Here is a 21524-nt window from a genome sequence, read left to right on the forward strand (position 1 = left end):
TCCTAACTCGGTTATTCATCCCACCACACAGGTACATTAATACTATTACCATCCGTGTTATTTGAAGCTTGGGTATAATTGGCATTATTTAATGCTTCTTCTTCAGATGGATAAGGCATACGGGTAGGTATCAAATTATTGTTTAAACTAGCCGATATTGTTTTCAATTGCGGAAAGCCCGTTCTTCTATACTCTATCCAACCTTCATAACCGTTTATTGAATTTGCAATCCATTTTTGAGTGATGATGTTCTCTATGATATTACCGTTATCAAACGGGGCATCTTCTGTTAGGTAATTTTCAGGTAGTTCTACCTGCCAGTAGGCAAATGCCTGTAATACGCCGGTATTGTATAAAGTTTGGGTATCTGCAGAAATGAATCCTCTTTCGGCAGCTTCGGCCAACAAAAAGTGGGTTTCCATACTGGTCATAAAATTCGCATCCAATAAACCGGTGTTTTCCCTAAAAATGGTACCTAATAAAGAGTAATCTGCCAATGATACCCCAACTGATGCGTCTATACCGTTTAAAAGCCCATTGTATTCATCATCTGCACTGTTGGCAAAAGGTTGGTACAGACGACCAATACGAGGATCTTTCAAGTTGGTCAAAATTTCATCCATAGTTTCAGAAAGTACATAGTTGTTAAAATCCCCAACCCTAAGTTGCGCAAGTCTAAAACTATTAGGTTCACCATCGGTAAAGTTGAAAATGGCATTTTCTTCATTATCATCAATGAAATTACCTTCACTTACTATGGTCTGTAATTGCGATGCAACATCTATTTTATTAGAAACTCTCATCAAGTATTTTATCTTCAATGAATTTGCAAAACGAATCCATCCATCTAACTCACCGTTAAAGAGAATATCTCCCTCTAAAGCTATAGTACCTGAATAATTCTGAATGGCTAAAATTCCTTTGTCAAGATTGTCAAAAACACCACCTTCATCCATGTAAATTGACTCCTGAGTGTCATAGGACGGAGTAACCGTTTCTGTATCTCCTTGAAATGCTTCTGAATAGGGAGCATCACCAAATAAATCTGTTAACCCGGCCGCCATGTATGCCTTCATAATTCTTGCCGGACCTTCATAAACGGAATATGAAGCATTCTCTTGGGACAATTTTAATATGATTTCATTATCCCTTAAGTTTTGATAGAATATAGGCCACGGATTACCACCTAATTGGGGCGACTTTAAATCATGCCTGTCAAATAAGTTAAAGTCTAGAGCGGTACTATATTGTCCTAGTAGGTTACCGGCAGTAAAACCTTCATATGACATTTGTTCCCCATAGTCATAAATTACCTGTCTTAACAAAAGACTAGGTTGTACGGTTACGGGATCGTTGGTATTCGTATTAATTTCCTCAAAATCTTTTGTGCAGCCAATGACCAACAATAAGATTAAAATGCTATATATATGTTTCATCTTTTCTTTCTTAAAAATTAAATCCGGCTTTAAAACCTATACTTCTTGTTGTGGCATATGACATATCTTCAACACCACTAATAAATCCTTGTCCCTGTACTGCCAATTGCTCTGGGTCAAAATGCGGATTCTCTGTTATAGCAAATAAGTTCTTTCCTATTAATGATAAACTCAACTTAGCATCTTGGTTGAACAGGCTAAGATTATTAAACGTATAACCAATAGATAGTTGGCGTAGCTTTAAAAATGATGCATCATAGGTGTTGTTTTCTTCGTGGTTTCTATCATAAAATTGACGATAGTAACTTTCTGCGGAAACCGCTACAGTATTTGCTTCATAAACTGGATTGTCATCGGTGCCTGTATTTACTACACCCTCTGGTACAATACCTGTTTCTGGTCTAAAGGCCGTTTCTGCCAACTGACCACCAACATTTCCTAATGCCCTTGTTCTAGAAACTATGATTCCACCTTGTCGCCAATCTAATAGAAAGCCCATATTCCAATTTTTATAATTGAATTGGTTGTTTAAACCTAGCATAAAATCAGGATTATAATTACCCAATTTTTGTAGTTCATTGTCCGGTATATATCTACCCTCATCGGTTAAAATGAAATCTCCATTTTCATTTTTTAAGTATCCGGTTCCATATAGATCTCCTACGCGACCACCTTCTTCTGCCTGTAAAAATACCGTTTGGTTTTGACTGTCATAGATTCTAGAGTAAGCCAAAGTTAATCGCCCTTCATCTTGCGGTAAACTTTCTACGGTTGATCTATTGGTACTAAAATTTAAGGTACTGTTCCATTTAAAATTTTGACTTATTATAGGGGAAACACCTACTATGACCTCAAGTCCTTTAGAGCGAACTTCACCTCCATTGACCACTTGTTGTGTATATCCTGAAGAAATACCTATAGGTAATGAGATAATTTGATCCTTCGTCAATGCATTGTAATAGGAAACATCAAAGCGAAGTTGATCATTGAAAAAGCGTAGATCAGCACCCACTTCAAATGAGGATGTCAATTCAGGAACAAGATCGGCATTTGCAATAGTGTTTGAATTGCTGAATGTTGGTTGCCCATTAAATGGCGTTTGTGCAACAAATGCCCCTGTAGTTTGGTATGGGTCTGTGTCATTACCAACTTGTGCCCAACTTGCTCGTAACTTGGCAAATGAAATCACCTCAGGTAAATTCACCACTTTGGATACTATAAAACTACTGGATACCGATGGATAAAAGAAAGAGGTATTATCTACTGAAAAAGGGGTAGCCAAAGCGCTAGACCAATCGTTTCTTCCGGTGACATCCAAAAATAGAAAATCCTTATATCCAATTTTTGCTAAACCATAAAAGCTGTTGATTCTCTTGTTTGATTCAAATTCGAAAACTTCAATAGGTGAAGCTGCGTTAGATAACCTAAAAATACCCGGTTGTGCCAAACTTGTAGTTTGCGATTGTGAAGTAAACGCTTTTTGGTCTAATCGGTTTCCACCTAAAGAGACATCTATATTAAAATCATTGAACTGATTGGTATAATTTAATAAAAAATCAGTGTTTACTTCCCTATAGAATACATCGTGCTCCGCATAACCACCATTTGCGAAACGATTAGAACTATAGGCTCTTCGCAATTGGCGTAGTTCACTGGAATAGTCCATCCCTGTTCTAACTGTTGCCGTTAAATGATCTGAGATATCATAGCTAGCGGAAATATTTCCGAATACCCTATCTCTATTGAACGAGTTTCTGTTTTCATTAAGAATGAAATATGGATTATCAAAAAAGGTATAGTTGTACGAGTATTGTTGTATACCCTCTAAACCTGGTTGCCAGTAATTTTTTAGATTCTCTATATTCAGCGAGCGTGGTCCCCAAGCAACCAAAGAATAGTTTGCGTTTTCCGACCCATAACCGTTAGACGGTCTGTTGTCAGAATTAGAATTGATATAACTTATAGATGAATTGATGCGTAATTTATCTATTGGCTGAAAATTGAGTCGTGCACTCACCGTTTGCCGGTCTAAATCAACACCCGGTATAATAGATTCGCTTCGTAAATCTGTAAATGAAAGTCGGTAATTACCGGTATCAAATCCGTTGGAAATAGCAATATTATTAATTAACGTAGTACCGGTTTCATAGAAGTTCTTTAGGTTGTCCGGTTGTGATCTAAATTCTGTAGGGGTGATAGGTATACCACTATAAAGAGCGGTGTCTCCACCTCTTACAACGGTACCGTCTGGCAAGGTAACCGGACTATCATATTGCGGAATAAGATTACCAACATCTAAACGTGGTCCCCAACTGTACGTAATAAGGTCATTGGTTCCACCACCTAATCCGTCTACAAAGGCGAACTCTCCTGAATTTCCTTGTCCGTATTCATTCTGAAAATCGGGCAGTTGAAAAGCTGAATCCACAAAAAAGCTGGTGTTATAACTAATGCCCAATCCTTTTGAATTCTTGCCGCTTTTTGTTTCAATAATGATCACTCCGTTTGAAGCTCTAGTACCATATAATGCCGCAGCACTTGGTCCTTTTAAAACGGAAACCTCTGCAATATCATCTGGGTTTACCTCCATGGCTCCGTTTCCAAAATCGATTTCTTGAAATCCGGCTGCCGCTTCATTGGTGAAATTAAAGACCGAATTATTGTTGATAGGAACGCCATCTACAATAAATAAGGGATTATTGTTAGAGAAAGAAGCTTCTCCACGAATGGTTATTTTAGAGGAGGACCCTACACCTGTAGCACCTTGGTTGATGGTTACACCTGCCAATTTACCCGAAAGGTTGTCAAGAAAATTGACCGATTTTACCTCGGTAACTCCTTTGGCATCCAAGCTTTGAACTACATAACCTAATTCTTTGGTTTCTCGTTTTAGACCTAAAGCCGTTAAGACCACTTCATCTAAGACTTCGGAAGAGTCGCCTAGGACTATATCAATGGTTCGTCTGTTGTTTATGGTAATTATTTTGGTTTCATACCCTAAAACGGAAAATTCAAGAGCACCGGAAAGTTCGGGTACATCAATGGTATATATGCCGTTTTCGTTAGTGGTAGTGCCGTTTAGCGTGCCAGACAAAACAATGTTGACATAAGGTATGGTATTTCCCTCGGTATCTTTTACAGTACCGGAAATTGTTTCTTGAGCATTGACCATAGTACATATAAACAAGGTCAACACTAGTAATAAGTGTTTCATATATAGTTTTTCGACTGGTTTTTCATTTATCCAACCATTGGATAAAGGGGGATCTAGATAAATGAAACCAAAGGCGAGCCCTTGTTGTATAGAAAACTGTTTGGAAATAGACGAAAGAAGTGCTGGTTAGTGTAGTATAGACTTCTGTTTACTCGTAATATTGCTATTATCACCAATAGCAGGGTAGTGGGTAAGTCTTTTGAGAATGATAAAATAGCCTTTAGATCTTTTTCAGTATCCAGATCCTGTAAAACGGGCAATTTCACCAATGCCGTTGATTCTTCTTGTAGCCACATGGTAATTTTGTGGTACAAGCCAAAGCGTTGCCAAGGTAGATCTTGAAATTCGCCTACCTCAAAATTCGATTTTTGTAAACCTAAAAGGTAAAAACCCCCATCAATAGATGGTCCAATAACGGACTTGCCCTTTGCCAATTGCTTGGCAGTATGTTTAAGTTGTTGTGTTTTTAAGTGCGGAGTATCGTTCCCTATGGTAATAACACTTGAAAAACCTTTTTCAAAAACGGAAGCTATGGCATTCGTGAAACGTTCGCCAAAACTGTTGCCAATTTGGTTTTCATCGGAAAAATGAAAAACGGGTAAACCTGTATTTTTTGCTTTACGAAGTGTGGCAGTGGTAAGAATGTTAAACAACTGTTCACCTTTGGCAATACCCTTATTGGCTAAATCTTCCTTAGCGGAATTAGCAAATACCAATATAGCAGTAGCACCTAGTGAATTCAATTCAATTTTCTTTCTCGTTGTTAAACTTACGTAAAAATATGGCAAAGGTTTTTTAACTATACATAAATTGTATCATTAAAATATAAGAATCGCCTTACTTTAAGTCAAAATGTCAGTTTTAGACCAAGCAGTTTGTTTCTCTAAAGCATTTTAGGGTTTACAAATTGCAAAAGCCTATAAACAAGCTATAATATCAGTTGATGAGCATAATTTTTATGCTTCAAGTAATGTAATTTTAAGGTTACAGACCACTTAGTCTAAAAAATCCCTTAAAATTTCAAAAACTTTTAAATTTTTTTTAGCAATGACATGGCTATACATGGCATAGCTATTGACACTAGGCAGTTAGAAGAATATTAAAATTTATATACATATGAAATCAAACACAAATTCTAGAGGAGCTTTGAAGGTTTACTTCTTCTCAGCTATTATTGCCCTTGCCGTAAGTTACGGGGTAATTCATTTCAACAAAAAAGATGTAAAAGAGGCTAGCGGTGTAACCGTGGTAGAATCTATACCCGGGGCACAGGCATTATATACCAAAGACAACGATGGTAACATTAAACCATTGGATTTTACAGAAACTTCAGAGAAAGTTTTAGATGCCGTTGTACACATTAAATCTACACAAACGGGATCATCATATCAAAATCAAGGTGCTCGTGAACTGCCTGATCCGTTCAAAGAGTTTTTTGGTGATATGTTCAAGGGGCAGTCTCCACAAGGATCCTCATCTAGACCTAGAGTAGGTACGGGATCTGGCGTGATCATCAATGATCAAGGATATATTGTTACCAATAACCATGTCATTGACAATGCGGATGAAGTTGAGGTAACCTTATATAATAATCAATCGTACAAGGCAACGGTAATAGGTACGGATCCTACTACAGATTTGGCGCTATTACAGATCAAAGCAGATAATTTAAAAACCATGTCTTTGGTAAATTCCGATGATGTAGAAGTTGGCGAGTGGGTATTGGCCGTTGGTAACCCTTTAGGGTTGAACTCTACAGTTACAGCAGGTATTGTTAGTGCTAAGGCAAGAAGTATACATATTAATACAGATAAGTTTGCGGTAGAAAGTTTTATACAGACAGATGCCGCTATTAACCCTGGTAACAGTGGTGGTGCTTTAGTTAATTTAGACGGAAACCTTGTTGGTATCAATACTGCCATAGCAAGTACTACAGGTACATATACAGGCTACGGATTTGCCGTACCTAGTAATATAGTTACCAAAGTGGTTGAAGATTTACTGAAATTCGGCAACGTGCAACGTGGTATGTTGGGGGTTACTATTAGAACTATGGACAGTAACTTGGCAAAAGAAAAAGATGTTGATTTTACCAAAGGTGTTTGGGTAGAGCAAGTTGGTGAGGATAGCGGTGCAGATTTGGCAGGAATGGAATCTGGTGATATTATCGTTAGCGTTAACGGAAAGGAAACAGCAACATCACCTAGACTTCAAGAAATTATTGCCGGTAAAAGACCAGGTGATAAGGTAACTATCGTGGTAAATAGAAACGGAAAGGAAAAGGAGTTTGAGGTTGAGTTACATAATTCTCAAGGTGGGACCAATTTTATCAAAAAAGAAAAGAAAGAGGTATTTAACCTTTTAGGAGCGGATTTTGAGAATGTGGATAAGGAAATCGCTAAAAAACTGAAAATAGATGGCGGTGTTAAGGTTTCTAAACTTTACCCTGGTAAAATTAAGAAGGAAACACAAATGCGAGAAGGGTTTATCATAACACATATAGATGGTAAGCGTGTCAATGATATTGAAGATGTAGCCGCTGTTTTGGAAAACAAAAAAGGCGGAGTAATGTTAGAGGGCGTTTATGAAGACGGAAGTAAATATTATTATGCCTTCGGATTGGATTCTTAGTCCGTATTTATGATTAATTTTATGCCAAGCGAATAATAGTATTCGCTTGGCATTTTTTTTGAAATTAATTTTAGATAGATGCAAATAGGTTCTAAGTCCATAGGTTTGGTACTTTCGGGCGGAGGTATTAGAGGCATGGCGCATATAGGTGTGATCAAGGCAATGCAAGAATTCGGTCTTGAGGCTAATGTGGTTTCGGGTAGTAGTATAGGTGCCTTAGTAGGTGCTTTGTATGCTGCCGATAAGCCCGTAGAAGATATGCTTCGATTTTTTAAGGAAACGCCACTCTTTAAGTATAATTACTTTGCGGTTGCCAAACCCGGTTTGCTCAATAGTGAAAGTTATATTACTTCTTTTAAACAGTATTTTCCAGAGGATAGTTTTGCGGCCTTAAATAGGGAACTACATGTAGTAGCAACCAATTTACAGAAAGGTGAAGAGCTGTTTATTCATGAAGGCGAGCTTATAAAACCCTTATTGGCCTCCGCTGCATTACCGCCGGTTTTCAGTCCGGTGGAATATAATGGAGAATTATATGCAGATGGTGGGATCATGAACAACTTTCCTTCTGAACCGGTTTTGCCCAAGGTAGATTTTGTTATTGGTAGTAATGTATCTGTTGTATCTCAATTGGAGAAAAAGCACTTAAACAACTCATTTCAATTAACGGGCAGGGTTACCGGATTGATGATCTATGCCATTAACCGACAAAAGATCAATAATTGTCATTTGGTGCTTGAATCTAAAGAATTGGAACATATTGGCTTGTTAGATAGAAGGGGTATAGAAAAAGCCTACGCCATTGGCTATGAAGCTGCTGTTAAAAAGTTCGAGGAGGTATTTACCAAATAGCTAATTACAACATAGCACTTAAAAGTAAGGTGCCCACGATCCAAAGCACTACGGATATAACCCCGCCGATTACTAAAAAGTGTTTGAATTTATAAATTCCCATACTGTAGATCAGCGCATTTGTTTGATATCCTAAGGGAGTAAAGAAACTGAAATTTGCCGCAAACATTACACAAAGAATAAATGGCTTGGGATCAAGACTTAATCCGCTGGCCAATGATATTCCAATAGGTGCCATTATAATTGCCGTAGCATTGTTTGATACTACACTACTGAGTATCATGGTCGTTAAAAACAACAATCCGATAATGAATATAGGTTGCTCACCGGACATTAATGCCAACAGTTCTTCCGTGATCCATGTATCTGCCTTGGCATTGCTCATTGCTATACCTAGTGGTATCATACCTGCCAATAAGAAAATAATTTGCCAATTGATCTTCTCATAAATACGATTTAACTCAACACATTTGAAAAGGAGCATAGCTAAGGTTCCAGTAATTACACTCGTCATTACTTCAAAAACTCCGGTAGCTGCCATAGCAATGGTGGCAATTAATATAAGGATGGATAAGTTTCTTTTAAACGGCGTGGCAGGCACACGACCTTCATATTGGTTTAATACCGCTAGATTATTGCTGTTTTCAAAATTAGATACGTACTCGGGCTTGGTTTGTATCAATAATCGATCTCCTACATGAAGCTTTGTAAACTCATGATTGCTTTGATGTAGTCGGTTCTGAAGAATACGTAGCTTCTTTCGCTTGTTTACCGCTAAAGGGATTGCCCTTGGTATCAACATGGTTTTTAATTCAGATAAGTTTCTACCTAAAAATTTAGAACCGGGTAACAGCAATAATTCTAACAAAAGACTTTCATCATCTTCCTCATTATTTTCATCATTCTTTACTTGGGCATCACTAACTTTTTTGATTTGGGTATTTTTAGTGGATGTAAAATGGTCTTTGTCTTCCGAATCCACTTCAAAATAACCTTCGGCACGCATTTTTTGAAGGTTTTCCAAACTACAGTGCAGAAGAATTACATCATTAGGTTGAATTAACAAATCATGATTCAATAAGTTTTGGTCAAAGCCTTTTCGTGTTAGTCGCAAAACGGTAATGTCAATTTCTTTGAACATGAAACTTTCACCTATTGGTTTGTTTACCAAAGGAGAATCACTTTCTACCGTCACCGTCAAGAGATATCGATCAAGGTCATAATTATCTGAAAGTTTACCAGTGTCTTTTGGTAAAAACCGATAAAAAAGGGCAATAATTCCCATTGAAATTCCTAAAAAAACAATGCCGGTCAATGTAAATTCAAAGAAACCCAATTTTTCACCGGTATACCTAGCGGCTATATTACTTACCAAAAGGTTGGTAGATGTGCCCATTAGGGTACAACTGCCCCCTAAAATACTTGCAAAAGATATAGGCAATAATAATTTGCCTGGGGGTAATTGATATTTTTCGCGTAGTTCTGCAACAATTTTAATAAACACAATGACCACGGCAGTAGAGCTTACAAAGGCAGAAATACTTCCCGCAATCAGCATTATAGCGACCATGGCCAGGACAACCGGCCAGTTCTTTAGCACCTTTAAGCCTTTTGCGAGATAAGATATGGCTCCATTTTCTTCAAGTCCGATCGCTAAGATCATTAAACATAGAATGGTGATTACGGCTTTGTTAGAAAATCCGCTGACGGCTTCTTCGGGTGAAACCAAGCCGGTCAATAGTAATGCGGCAATAATGCAGAAAGCGATTTTATCCATCGGAAAAACCTCAAAAGCAAATAAAATTATAACTACCGCAATGATGATAAAAACACCAATGATTTCTATAGACATACCTTTAGCGAATTGAAAATACCATTAAAGGTATTTTAACCCCCTAAAAACAATAACGCAATCCAATTTAATTTTGCCTTTGAAAAGCTAGGCCAGGAAATAAAAAACGCCATTACTATGTTATAATAATGGCGTTTTATAATTATACTAATATAGTTTTATACATCATCAAAATCTACCTTTATTGTAGGTGTGGTGGCATGGGCTTGACAGGTTAAAATAAATCCGTCCGCAATTTCCTTATCGGTCAAAATTTGGTTCATGACCATTTCAGCACTTCCTTCGGTTACTTTAGCAATACAACTGCTACATACCCCACCTTGGCAAGAATATGGTGCATCAATATTTTCTTTAAGAACGGCATCAAGAATTATGTTTTTCTTGTCCATCGTAAACTGAAATTCCTCATCATCAACAAGTACGGTAACTGCTGTTTGACCATTGGCCTGTATAGGTAGTTCCTCTTTTATTTCAGTGGGTGTAAAGAGCTCAAAATGGATTTTATCCTTATCTACTTCATTCTCTATTAAAGTATCTTGTACCAAACGGATCATCTCCTCTGGTCCACATAAATAGTATCCATCAAAATCAACGTCCTTATGCTTGTTCAATAGTGCATAATTTACCGTTGAGGTATCTATTCTACCGAATAAAGCCTTGTCTTCACGAGTTTGACTATTGGTAAAGTACACAAAAAACCGATTGGCATATTCTAATTCCAATTTCACCAAATCTGTATAGAACATAGTCTCTTCGTAAGATTTGTTTCCGTAAACTAAAACAAATTTGTTTTTTGGGTTACTATCTAAAACAGACTTTACAATACTCATAATAGGGGTAATACCACTACCTGCAGCAAATGCTGCTATGTTCTGTACTTCTTTAGTAGTATTAAAAACGAAACGACCTTCTGGTTCCATCACCTCTAATGTATCGCCTACTTTTAATTCTGAGTTGGCGTAATTTGAGAATCCACCATTATCTACTTTTTTAATTCCAATGGTGATACCATCTTTGTCCGTAGATGAACTAATAGAGTATGCTCTTCTAAGTTCTTTACCCTTTATTTCTTTTTTTATTGTGATATACTGACCCGCCGTAAAGGTGAAAGTCTGTGCCAATTCTTTAGGAATTGAAAATGTAACGGCAACAGATGTTGGCGTTAATTTTTTAATATGTTTTACCGTTAATGGGTGAAATTGCGACATATGTTCATTTCTTTAAATCGATCTACAAAATTAAGCATGCTTTTGCGATATCATATGACATTTGTCAAAAAAGTCTAACGTTCAATGGTATTTGAAGGGTTTTTATCATATTAAATAATTCTTAACTTATCTTTTTTTGAAAAAAACCTATAAAAATTGTCCCTAATTTGATTTCGGTAACGTCATGAGGTAAACAAAAAGAACTTAGAGCGAGTTCTATGTAAAAATTAAAAGGATTAAATTATGAAAGATTTTATGATGATTTTCATTGGTGCAGATTACCAAGAATTAGGTCTATCACCAGAACAATTACAGGAACGAATGGGAAAATGGTTTGCCTGGAACGAAAAAATGCAAAAACAAGGTATTGTTAAATCTGGCGACGCATTAATGCCCCAAGTAAAAAGAGTATCTGGACCAAACCGTACCGTTACCGATGCCCCTTTGATCGAAGGTAAAGAATTGATCGGCGGTTACTATATTGTACAGGCAGAGAATGCTGAAGCTGTAGTTGAAATCGCTAAAGATTATCCAGATTATGATTTAGACGGTACTGTTGAGATTAGGGAAGTAATGGTTTTTGAGCAGTAAACTATATGGAACATAAAGTAGTAGACCATCTTTTTAGACATCATTATGGGAAGATGGTCGCTATTTTAACCCGTTTTTTCGGGTTGTCATATATAGAGACCATTGAAGATGCGGTACAGGATACCTTTATAAAAGCAGCTTCGCAATGGCGGACTAAAATACCCGATAATCCAGAGGGGTGGTTGAACCGTGTCGCCAAAAACAGAACCATTGATATTCTTCGAAGTATACAAGCCGAAAAGAATAGAAACCTTAGCATTACAACTGGAGCATCATCTTTACAAATAGACGAACTGTTTTTAGATCATGAGGTAGCAGACAGTCAGTTGCGAATGATTTTTGTTGCTTGTCACCCAAGTTTACACCCTAGCGAACAAATAGCCTTTGCACTTAAAACCATTTCCGGTTTTAGTATTAAAGAAATTGCCGCTGCCTTATTGACCAAAGAGGAAACTATCGCTAAGCGATTACTAAGGGCAAGAAAAACCATTCAGGATAAAAATATTCAGTTTCAATACCCAAGTCCTGAAACTGTTCAAGAACGAATGGCACGTGTTATGGAAGTCATTTACTTAACGTTCAATGAAGGCTTTCATTCTACAAACAAGGAAAAGTTAATAAAAGAAGATTTATGTGGCGAAGCTATTCGCCTTTGCCAACTACTCTTAAAAAAGGAGCAATTTAGAAGTGGTAGTTTGTATGCACTTTTTGCATTGCTTTGTTTTCATATGTCACGACTAGAAAGCAAAGTTTCTTCTGACAATCAAATAGTTAATTTGCAGCATCAAGACCGTACCAAATGGTATTTTCCATTGATAAAGATGGGGAATAGTGCTATGCTTAAAGCTACGGAGTATGAAGATACCTCTGTGTATCATTATGAAGCTGCGATAGCCTCTGAGCATTTAAATGCCAAAACATTTAAAGATACCAATTGGAAAAATATCTCTTATTGGTACGAACAATTGTATATGTTTAAACCCAATATGTTTACGTTGTTAAATCATGCAACAGTATGTCTTCAGTTATCTGATTTTGAAAAAACACATCAATTGTTAAAGCACATTGATGTTGCAGAACTTGGTCAAAGGGCTTATTTGTATTACGGTTGTTATGCGGAATATTATATGAAAATAGGAAAGAAACAATTAGCGATTTCTTTTTTGGATAAAGCATTGGCTGGGACTACGAATAAATTGGAGTGGGAGTATTTGGCGGGTAATAAAAGAAACTTGACTTCTAACAAGTAAATAGAATTTTTATACATAATTTTCTTATGCATAAGAAAATTATGTATCTTTCCTTTCTATAGTTTAAACAACAATGGCAAATTCCAAATTATATAAGGGCAGTTTAAATACCATCATTCTCAAATTATTAGATGAAGGCGAAAAAATGTATGGTTACGAAATTACCCAAAAGGTAAAAGAGATAACAAAAGGGGAATTGAAAATTACCGAAGGTGCTCTTTACCCTGCACTGCACAAATTAGAAGCAGAAGGTTTATTAGATGTTGAGGTTACAAGGGTTGATAATAGGTTACGCAAGTATTACAAACTTACGGAGCAAGGTGTTAGAGAAAAGACCAATCGATTAGCAGAACTTGAAGAGTTCATTAGAAATATGGAACAATTGGTAAACCCAAAATGGAGCATTAACTAAATATTGAGTTATGAAATTACAACAATCAGAATTAAAACAGATTCGTGATTTTTTAGATAAAAAGGAATTGTTTCAAATAGATTTACGTGCTGAAATTTATGATCATATAATTGAAAGTACTTGTCAAAATATGCGATTGAATTCGGTTGATTTTGATGAAGCATTTTGTGTTGAGACTCAACGTTGGAATTTAGAGCTAGATAATTATTCTAGCTTCTGGTTAGGTTTGTATTGGAATGGTCCACGAATAATGATTAGTAAAAGTGTAAAACAAATTAAGAAGGTATATCTCAAATCAACTTTAGCCTCTCTTTTTATAGTCTTAACTGCTTTTATTTTAAATGGTATTTTTTCAATAACATTCTTAGATTCGATATCAAAAATTATTGGAGCTGTATATATAATTTTTTTTGTAATCCTTTTGGTTTACGATTACCGAATTAAGACCACTGACTATCAAACTACATTTAGCTTTCTTTTCAAAATTAATGCGATAGGGGTTGGATTTGTTTATGTACTTTACAATCCATTGTGGACAAATTTTATGTCTATATATGATGATGATTCTTTAATGTATATTTCAATAGGGCTTCATGCATTTGCAATCTCATTTTTCTTTTACTTTTCAAGCTTATATAATTCTCATATGTCATTTAATAATCAAAAAGTACTATGGCATTAAATATTATTGAAATACAGAAAATAGAAGAATATCTAACTGCGAACGGTATCAGGTTTTTAGATGTAAGAGTAGAGCTTATTGATCACTTAGCAACAGAATTTGAAAATAATACTTGCTACGTTTTATTGATTGATTTTCTTAATTCAAAGAAGAATTTCATTATTAATTTTCAAAAGAGTCTACACAAAAAAAGACACTGGACATATCAAAAAGCACTATTCAATACCATATTTAACTTTTTCAAAAAACCAAGTTATTTTCTGGTGTTGATGATGATTGGGTTTGCTATTTATTTTACTCAATTAGTTTTAAACGATAAAACCCTTAAAGTAATAGCCTTGATGTCGCTAGTAATTCCGCAGATAATTGCCTTCTATTGGTATTATAGCCCTAAAGGAGTATATAAGAAAATACATTCAGCTAAATATATGTTTTCAATAATGTACTTGCCATCATTATTTTTAAACACATCATATTTTTGGTTCAACACTTTTCACTTTATGTGGTTTTGGCTTCTTGCCATTGTATTTAATATTGCTGGACTTTTAGTGGTTTACAACTGTAGATTAAAAACGATTAATCTATATAATGAATTAAATATTAATGAATGAAGTACTACAAATAGACTTTATCAATTTATTTTTTGGTGTCATACTGCTTATTGGTGGTTCACTTCGCCTTATAAAAGTTGTGAAGGATTTTGTGAATGATAATAATTATAATTCAATAGATTATTCCTACGATATCAATATAATCTTTGGATGTTTGGTTTTTATAATGGTTGGAATAGTTATGGTGTACAGGGAGTTGAGTGTGATGTGAAATTGTGTATTTTATTTATTGGTTTGTAAAGAAATTTCGAATCAATAATATGAAGAATAGTCGTTGTAGTAAATGACATTCAAGGTCTCTTTAAATTTAATTTGGATTTGTCTTGTAACAAACTCAAGATTTTTCTTACTTATACTTAGAATACTAAAACCAACCGAATGTTTAAACGATTTTCTTCCTTACAATGGAAATCTTTTTTTAGATCCTCTAACCTTGGAAAAAGTTTAGGGATAAAAATAGTCATGGGGTTTTTTGCGGTGTATATGTTGATATCGCTCGCCGTAACCGGTGGGGGTATGTATTTTTTACTGCGCAAGTTCTTTCCGGACCAAAGCCCGTTATGGATTGTTAGCCAGTATTTTATCTACTGGATTTTGATGGAATTAATGCTCAGGTATTTTATGCAGAAATTACCGGTAATGGACATTAAGCCTTTTTTGACCACACCGGTAAAGAAAAGCACCATTGCACATTATATCTTAGGTAGATCTGCCGCATCTATCTATAATTTACTCACATTATTTTTCATTGTGCCATTTGCCGTCGTTTTGCTGTTTAACGGTTACCCTGCATTAAATGTATTGTTATGGGTAGTTGCCATTATTGCAATTGTTTTGAGCATAAATTATGTAAACCTTTTGGTGAATAAAAACGATAAGGTTTTAATAGGTATCGTTAGCATACTTGTTTTAGGCTATGGATTGGATTATTTCGGTGTGTTTTCTGTAAAGGCTTTTTTTGCTCCTGTTTTTCATGCACTTTACGCATACCCAATTACGGTTTTGATTCCTATTGCGCTTGCAGTCGCTATGTACTATGTAAATTATAAATACTTAAAAGATAAAATTTACCTAGATGCAAAGCTCAAAGCAAAATCGGTACAGGCAAATACCTCAGATTTAGCTTGGACCAAGCGTTTTGGCGAAATGGGCTCTTTTCTTCAGTTAGATCTTAAAATGATTTGGAGAAATAAAAGAACCAAGTCACAAGTGTATATTTCGCTATTGTTTGTCTTTTACGGTCTGGTATTCTATACCCAGGAGATATATAGTAGCATGATGCCTATGAAAGCCTTTGTGGGTATATTTATGACAGGTATTTTCTTAAGTAATTTTGGTCAGTTTATTCCGGCTTGGGATAGTAGTTACTATAGTATGATGATGTCGCAAAACATACCCATGCGAAAGTATCTGGAGTCAAAGGTTTCACTAATTACAGTGAGCATTGTAGCTATGTTTTTATTGACGATACCTTACGTTTACTTTGGTTGGGATGCCTTGGCAATTAATTTTGGATGTGCCTTATATAACTTGGGTGTAAACATACCCGTCATATTATATTTTGGTTCGTTTAATAAGAAAAGGATTGAGTTAGATCAGAGTCCGTTTGGTAACATGCAGGGTGCAAGTGCTACTCAGTTTTTGGTGATGCTTCCGGTATTAATTGTACCAATCATTATATTCTCTATCTTTTACTACATTTTTAATTTAGAAGTGGCGGTAGGAGTACTATCAGTAATGGGAATTATAGGCTTTGCCATGAAGAATTACTTATTAGGTTTAATTACCGAGCAATACAAGAAAAAGAAATATGGAATGATTGCAGGTTTTAAAGAAAAGGCGAGTTGATTGATAAGTACCGAGTATTAAGTAATAAGTACAAAGAAAAAAGCTTATTAGGAAAGCTTAAAGAATTCAGTAAGGAATATAAAGTTGCAGGAATAAGGACATTAAATGTCGGCTAGTTGTTAATAAGCTATTCAGACAGATAATTTGGATTTATTTCTTTTAACCAATAACGAACAAAAAGGCTGCTGAGCGTAGCCAAAGTAAATAACACGATTATGATTACAATAGAAAATTTATCAAAAATATATGGTTCACAACAAGTATTGAATATAAAGAACCTACAAATACCAACAGGACAAAGTTTTGGATTGGTAGGTAATAACGGTGCAGGTAAAACAACCCTTTTTAGTTTGTTGCTAGACCTAATACAACCAACTACCGGTCATATTATTAATAACGAGGTACAAGTAAACACCAGTGAAAATTGGAAACCGTTTACCTCTTCCTTTATTGATGAAACCTTTTTGATCGGGTATTTGACTCCAGAAGAATATTTTTATTTCATTGGGGACCTACGTGGGCAAAATAAAGCCGATGTAGACGCACTCTTGGCACAATACCAAGACTTTTTTCATGGAGAAATATTAGGTCAAAAGAAATACTTGAGAGATTTATCTAAAGGAAACCAGAAGAAAGCAGGTATAGTGGCATCTTTTATTGGCAACCCCAAAGTGGTTATTTTAGATGAGCCGTTTGCAAATTTAGATCCCACTACGCAAATACGCCTTAAGCAGATCATTAAAGATTTGGCTGCACAGCAAGATGTAACGGTATTGGTTTCTAGTCATGATCTAATTCATGTAACCGAAGTATGTGAGCGTATTGTTGTACTGAACAAAGGTGAGGTAGTCAAAGACATTGAAACATCTGCCGAGACTTTAAAAGAATTAGAAGTCTTTTTTGGGTCTGAAAAGGCTGAGGTTGTTGTGGAATAATTTAAAAATATATGTCCGCTTAGAGCACAGTTAAGAACTACATATGGTAAAATTTAATTGGTTTTCAATAAGACGTACTACAATTAGTGTAAAAACTTAAAACCGACCACTAGGTCGGTTTTTCTTTTCTAAATTTTATTCCAAGTAATATAAAAATCCGACGAAGTTGCATTAGATCAGATTATCGGCAGTAAACTCATAAGCTCTTGATCATTTTAATATAAAACAAACTATATGGTCGGTAAAAATTTGGTTTCGCGGTTCATAAATGGTGACACGACTTAAAAATAAATATGCAGTTTACCGATAAACGGTATAATAATCTGGTTGTTTTTAAGTTAAACATACATACGTAGATTATCTATTTTGAATCTTAGAAACAAACTTATTTTATCCGGTGTTTTAACGAGTATGCTTTTTAATGCATGTTCCGTTAAGAAAGACAAGTTCGTGAACCGAAATTGGCACGCGCTCAATACCAAATACAACACCTTGTATAATGGTAATATTGCTTTTGAACAAGGGCGAGAAACGTTGAACGATACTTATCAAGATGATTATTTTGAAGTGTTGCCCATAGAACGTTTAGAGGTTAGTGGCGAAATAAAATTAGATTCAGAAGACAACAATCCTAATTTTCTTATTGCAGAAGAAAAAGCTACAAAGGCTATTCAAAAGCATAGTATGGATATTAAGGATGAAGAACGCAACCCTCAAATAGATGAGGCTTTTCTATTATTAGGTAAAGCGCGTTATTTTGATGAACGCTACATTCCTGCATTGGAATCCTTCAATTACATTCTCAATAAATATTCAGAAAGTGATAAGCTTAATGAAGCAAGTATTTGGAGAGAAAAGGTAAATATTAGGTTAGAAAATGACGATTTAGCGATAAAAAATTTAAAACGCTTAATGAAATATGAGCGTTTAAAAGATCAAGAGTATGCAGATGCAAGGGCAATGTTGGCACAAGCCTATATAAATCTTAATGCTCCGGATACTGCGGTTCAAAACCTAAAAATTGCATCGCATTATACAAAAAAGAATCCTGAAAAAGGAAGGTACTATTATATTATTGGTCAGTTGTACAATCAATTGGGTTATAAGGACAGTGCCAATTATGCTTTTGATAAGGTGATCGAGTTAAATAGAAAGTCCCCTAGGATTTATATGATCAACGCCAAAATCGAAAAATTAAAGAATACCCAAGTCACTGGTGAGAATAAAGAAGAAATCTTGGAATATTTAACCAAGATGGAGCTAAATAGGGAGAACAGACCTTACTTAGATGGCATTTATAGGCAATTGGCAGAGTTTCATTTAGAACAAGAATCTGATAGCTTGGCAATATTGTATTTCAACAAATCGCTCAGAGCATCGCAGAACAAGCCAAAATTGAATGCGCTCAACTATGAGAATTTAGCAGAATATAATTTTGATGAAAGTATTTATAAGCCCGCAGGTGCCTATTATGATAGTGTATTGACCAACCTTAACGAGAATACCAAGAAGTTTAGGGCAATCAAGAAAAAAAGGGATAACCTTGAAGATGTTATTAAGTACGAAGACATTGTGCATTATGCAGATAGTGTAATTACGGTTTACCAAATGCCAAAAGATGAGCAATTGGCATATTTTGGTAAACATATTGAAGAGCTACAAAAAGCTAAGGAAGCTGCGCAGAAAAAAGAGAAGGAAAGAATTACAGATGGTTTTGCTGCTTTTAACAACAGCAAGGGCGGTAAGGAGAATAAAGGCAAATTCTATTTCTATAACATTACTAGTTTGGGCTATGGTCAAAACGACTTTAAAAACCGTTGGGGCAATAGAGAATTGACAGATGATTGGCGATGGTCAGACAAGTCGCTTATTAATAGTGAGAATATTGCATTACAGAATGCTCCGGGAGCAAATGATAGTATAAGTGTAGTTAGTGAAGATGAGAAATTCTCGTTAGATTATTACATGGATCGTTTACCTACAGATGTTGCTATTATAGATAGCTTAAAGACAGAACGAAATTTTGCCAACTATCAATTAGGGCTTATCTATAAGGAAAAGTTCAATGAAAATCTTTTAGCGGCAGAGAAATTGGAAAACGTTCTAGCCTCAAATGCCGAAGAGCGTTTGATCTTACCTTCTAAATATAACCTGTACAAGATATATGAAGAAGTAGATAGTCCGTTGAAAGAGACTATGAAAGCAGATATTATTGCCAACCACTCAGATTCTAGGTACGCGGAAATATTGTTAAACCCACAAGCGGTTCTGGCAGACAGTTCAGATAGTCCAGAGAAACGCTATGAGAATTTGTTCAAACAATATCAAGAACAACACTTTTTGCAGGTAATTACAGGTGCGGAGGAAAACATCAATAGATTTACAGGTGACCCTATTGTTCCAAAGTTTGAAATGTTGAAAGCAAATGCCATTGGTAGGCTGCAAGGTTTTGAGCTTTTTAAAGAAGCGTTGAACTATGTGGCATTGACGTATCCTAACAATCCAGAAGGTAAAAAAGCCGAGCAAATGATTGCAGAGCAGCTTCCTAAACTGGAGCAAAAAGAGTTTTCACCGGAAACAGACTCCAAGGGAACCTCTAACTGGAAAGTTGTTTTTCCTTTTAAGAGAAGTAATAATGAAAAGGCGCTAAAGCTGATGGAACTGTTAGAGAAATCAATTACCGATCTTAAATACAAGAACAAGATTTCTAAAGATATTTATAACCTAGAAGATCAATTTGTAGTAGTTCATGGGTTTAAGTCAAAAGATTATGCACTTGGCTATGCAGAGCTATTAAAAAATAATAAGGATTACCGAGTTGCTGATGAGAATTTTGTAGTTTTATCAGAGAACTATAAGATTATACAAGTACACAAAAATATAATCGATTATAGAAATACGCTTTTAACCCCAAAACCGTGAACAATGTTTTCAGACAGACAAAAACCTAAAGCTATGAATGAAATAGGAGGACAACCCAACAGAATAGAGAAGAATACCAAAATCAAAGGAGATATCATCTCAGAAGCAGATTTTCGTATAGATGGAAAGTTAGATGGTAATGTAAAAACCTCTGGCAAAGTGGTCATTGGCAAAGACGGCTATATTCATGGTAAAGTAGAATGTGTAAATGCAGATATAGAAGGTAGTTTTAATGGCGAATTATTGGTATCTGATCTGTTATCCTTAAAATCATCTGCTGTAATAGAAGGTACGGTATCTGTAAGTAAGCTGGCAGTAGAGCCAGGTGCTACTTTTAATGCTTCTTGTAACATGGGCGGTAAAAAAGGAGGAAGTAACCCTGCAGGTTTTAAAGCACCGAACAATGGAGCCGCAAAAGCCTCGTAAGGACAATGATAATTCTGAGCTTTTAAGAAACGCCGCAAGCTTATCTGGTGTTGCCATACAAATGGGTGTCACTATATTTTTGGGCAATCTTTTAGGAGAATGGTTAGATGAAAAATATGAAAAAACGTTTTTAGAAGATACATTTACTTTACTTGCAGTATTTTTGTCTATCTATTTGGTCATAAAAAAGGTTATGGCATTAAATAAATAAAACGTTGCTAAAAAACATCATTTTATATATAGTCGTGTTCACTGTTGTGGGCGCGACTTCTTTTTTTTTACAAGATCAGCTTTTAAGCAATGCTGAACCTTATTTTATTCCATTATTGAAAAAAGCGTATACATTTCATTATGTGTTTTCACTCGTATTGGTGATTATCTTTTTCATTGCGGCTAAAAACAATTCATTTTTTCAGCAATTAGGGTTTCTATACATGGCGGCACTTGTATTTAAAATTACGTTGTTTGCTATGATCTTTTACCCATACCTACTTGGAGAACGTATTATGCCTCAGTTATATAGAGGAATGCTGTTGATTCCGATTTTAATTTTTCTATTTCTAGAGGTGTTTTTTATTGCCAAAATAATGGGGAATAAAAGTCTGTAAATTTTAAAGCTTTAAAATTGGGATGGTTATGTTATTATTGACTACT

18 protein-coding genes are annotated in these 21524 nt (G+C 35.4%); 13 read left to right on the forward strand and 5 right to left on the reverse strand.

Translation table 11 applies throughout. The annotated features are described in order from the left end of the window. Nucleotides 1–11 precede the first annotated feature (11 nt). From VBZ51_RS08835 to VBZ51_RS08845, 3 genes are read right to left on the reverse strand one after another with little or no spacing between them, the layout of a single operon-like run. Nucleotides 12–1436 (reverse strand): SusD/RagB family nutrient-binding outer membrane lipoprotein, encoded by a 1425-nt coding sequence (locus tag VBZ51_RS08835; protein WP_416576682.1) that lies wholly within the window; start codon nt 1434–1436, stop codon nt 12–14. Nucleotides 1437–1446: 10 nt separating this feature from the next. Further along, nucleotides 1447–4650 carry a SusC/RagA family TonB-linked outer membrane protein gene (locus VBZ51_RS08840; protein ID WP_416576683.1) on the reverse strand — a complete coding sequence of 1068 codons (3204 nt, stop codon included), beginning with the start codon at nt 4648–4650 and terminating at the stop codon, nt 1447–1449. Nucleotides 4651–4703: 53 nt separating this feature from the next. Continuing rightward, nucleotides 4704–5393 (reverse strand): TIGR04282 family arsenosugar biosynthesis glycosyltransferase, encoded by a 690-nt coding sequence (locus VBZ51_RS08845; RefSeq protein ID WP_416576684.1) that lies wholly within the window; start codon nt 5391–5393, stop codon nt 4704–4706. Between the two features lie 373 nt (nt 5394–5766). Between VBZ51_RS08845 and VBZ51_RS08850 the strand changes: the two genes are divergently transcribed. Beyond that, on the forward strand, nt 5767–7281 hold the full coding sequence (locus tag VBZ51_RS08850) for a Do family serine endopeptidase (RefSeq protein ID WP_416576685.1): 1515 nt from the start codon (nt 5767–5769) through the stop codon (nt 7279–7281). A gap of 78 nt (nt 7282–7359) precedes the next feature. Further along, the gene (locus VBZ51_RS08855) at nt 7360–8133 is read left to right on the forward strand and encodes a patatin-like phospholipase family protein (RefSeq protein ID WP_071340835.1); all 774 of its coding nucleotides are present in this window, start codon (nt 7360–7362) and stop codon (nt 8131–8133) included. Nucleotides 8134–8137: 4 nt separating this feature from the next. On the opposite strand, the gene VBZ51_RS08860 is transcribed toward VBZ51_RS08855, so the two are convergent. Next, nucleotides 8138–9985, reverse strand: a complete 1848-nt coding sequence (locus VBZ51_RS08860) for an SLC13 family permease (RefSeq protein ID WP_416576686.1) — start codon at nt 9983–9985, stop codon at nt 8138–8140. A 158-nt stretch (nt 9986–10143) separates the two neighbouring features. Then, nucleotides 10144–11193, reverse strand: coding sequence for a 2Fe-2S iron-sulfur cluster-binding protein (locus VBZ51_RS08865; RefSeq protein ID WP_416576687.1), 1050 nt, complete (start codon nt 11191–11193; stop codon nt 10144–10146). A gap of 243 nt (nt 11194–11436) precedes the next feature. On the opposite strand from VBZ51_RS08865, the gene VBZ51_RS08870 reads away from it, so the two are divergent. From VBZ51_RS08870 to VBZ51_RS08920, 11 genes are all read left to right on the forward strand, one after another. Next, a complete protein-coding gene (locus VBZ51_RS08870; protein ID WP_071340838.1) occupies nt 11437–11784 on the forward strand; it encodes a YciI family protein in 348 nt (115 codons plus the stop codon). 5 nt (nt 11785–11789) lie between these two features. Next, nucleotides 11790–13034 carry an RNA polymerase sigma factor gene (locus tag VBZ51_RS08875; RefSeq protein WP_416576688.1) on the forward strand — a complete coding sequence of 415 codons (1245 nt, stop codon included), beginning with the start codon at nt 11790–11792 and terminating at the stop codon, nt 13032–13034. 73 nt (nt 13035–13107) lie between these two features. Beyond that, nucleotides 13108–13446: a PadR family transcriptional regulator gene (locus tag VBZ51_RS08880; RefSeq protein ID WP_286812121.1), complete on the forward strand. Its 339-nt coding sequence runs from the start codon at nt 13108–13110 to the stop codon at nt 13444–13446. A 10-nt stretch (nt 13447–13456) separates the two neighbouring features. Continuing rightward, nucleotides 13457–14128 carry a hypothetical protein gene (locus VBZ51_RS08885; protein ID WP_416576689.1) on the forward strand — a complete coding sequence of 224 codons (672 nt, stop codon included), beginning with the start codon at nt 13457–13459 and terminating at the stop codon, nt 14126–14128. Then, entirely contained in the window at nt 14119–14739 is a 621-nt protein-coding gene (locus VBZ51_RS08890; RefSeq protein WP_416576690.1) for a hypothetical protein, read from the forward strand. The genes VBZ51_RS08885 and VBZ51_RS08890 overlap by 10 nt, the downstream gene beginning before the upstream one ends. A 378-nt stretch (nt 14740–15117) precedes the next feature. Continuing rightward, nucleotides 15118–16587 carry a DUF5687 family protein gene (locus VBZ51_RS08895; protein WP_416576691.1) on the forward strand — a complete coding sequence of 490 codons (1470 nt, stop codon included), beginning with the start codon at nt 15118–15120 and terminating at the stop codon, nt 16585–16587. A 215-nt stretch (nt 16588–16802) separates the two neighbouring features. Beyond that, nucleotides 16803–17522 carry an ABC transporter ATP-binding protein gene (locus VBZ51_RS08900; protein WP_099190470.1) on the forward strand — a complete coding sequence of 240 codons (720 nt, stop codon included), beginning with the start codon at nt 16803–16805 and terminating at the stop codon, nt 17520–17522. A 411-nt stretch (nt 17523–17933) separates the two neighbouring features. Then, complete coding sequence (locus VBZ51_RS08905; RefSeq protein ID WP_407659315.1) at nt 17934–20444, forward strand: tetratricopeptide repeat protein; 2511 nt, start codon at nt 17934–17936, stop codon at nt 20442–20444. 3 nt (nt 20445–20447) lie between these two features. Next, a complete protein-coding gene (locus tag VBZ51_RS08910; protein ID WP_058104530.1) occupies nt 20448–20870 on the forward strand; it encodes a bactofilin family protein in 423 nt (140 codons plus the stop codon). Further along, nucleotides 20848–21081 carry an AtpZ/AtpI family protein gene (locus VBZ51_RS08915; RefSeq protein WP_058104529.1) on the forward strand — a complete coding sequence of 78 codons (234 nt, stop codon included), beginning with the start codon at nt 20848–20850 and terminating at the stop codon, nt 21079–21081. Before VBZ51_RS08910 ends, VBZ51_RS08915 begins: the two co-directional genes overlap by 23 nt. A gap of 4 nt (nt 21082–21085) precedes the next feature. Beyond that, nucleotides 21086–21478, forward strand: coding sequence for a DUF6168 family protein (locus tag VBZ51_RS08920; protein WP_416576692.1), 393 nt, complete (start codon nt 21086–21088; stop codon nt 21476–21478). The last annotated feature ends 46 nt before the right edge of the window (nt 21479–21524 follow it).

The organism is Maribacter sp. HS (assembly GCF_048059195.1).
GTDB lineage: Bacteria > Bacteroidota > Bacteroidia > Flavobacteriales > Flavobacteriaceae > Maribacter > Maribacter dokdonensis.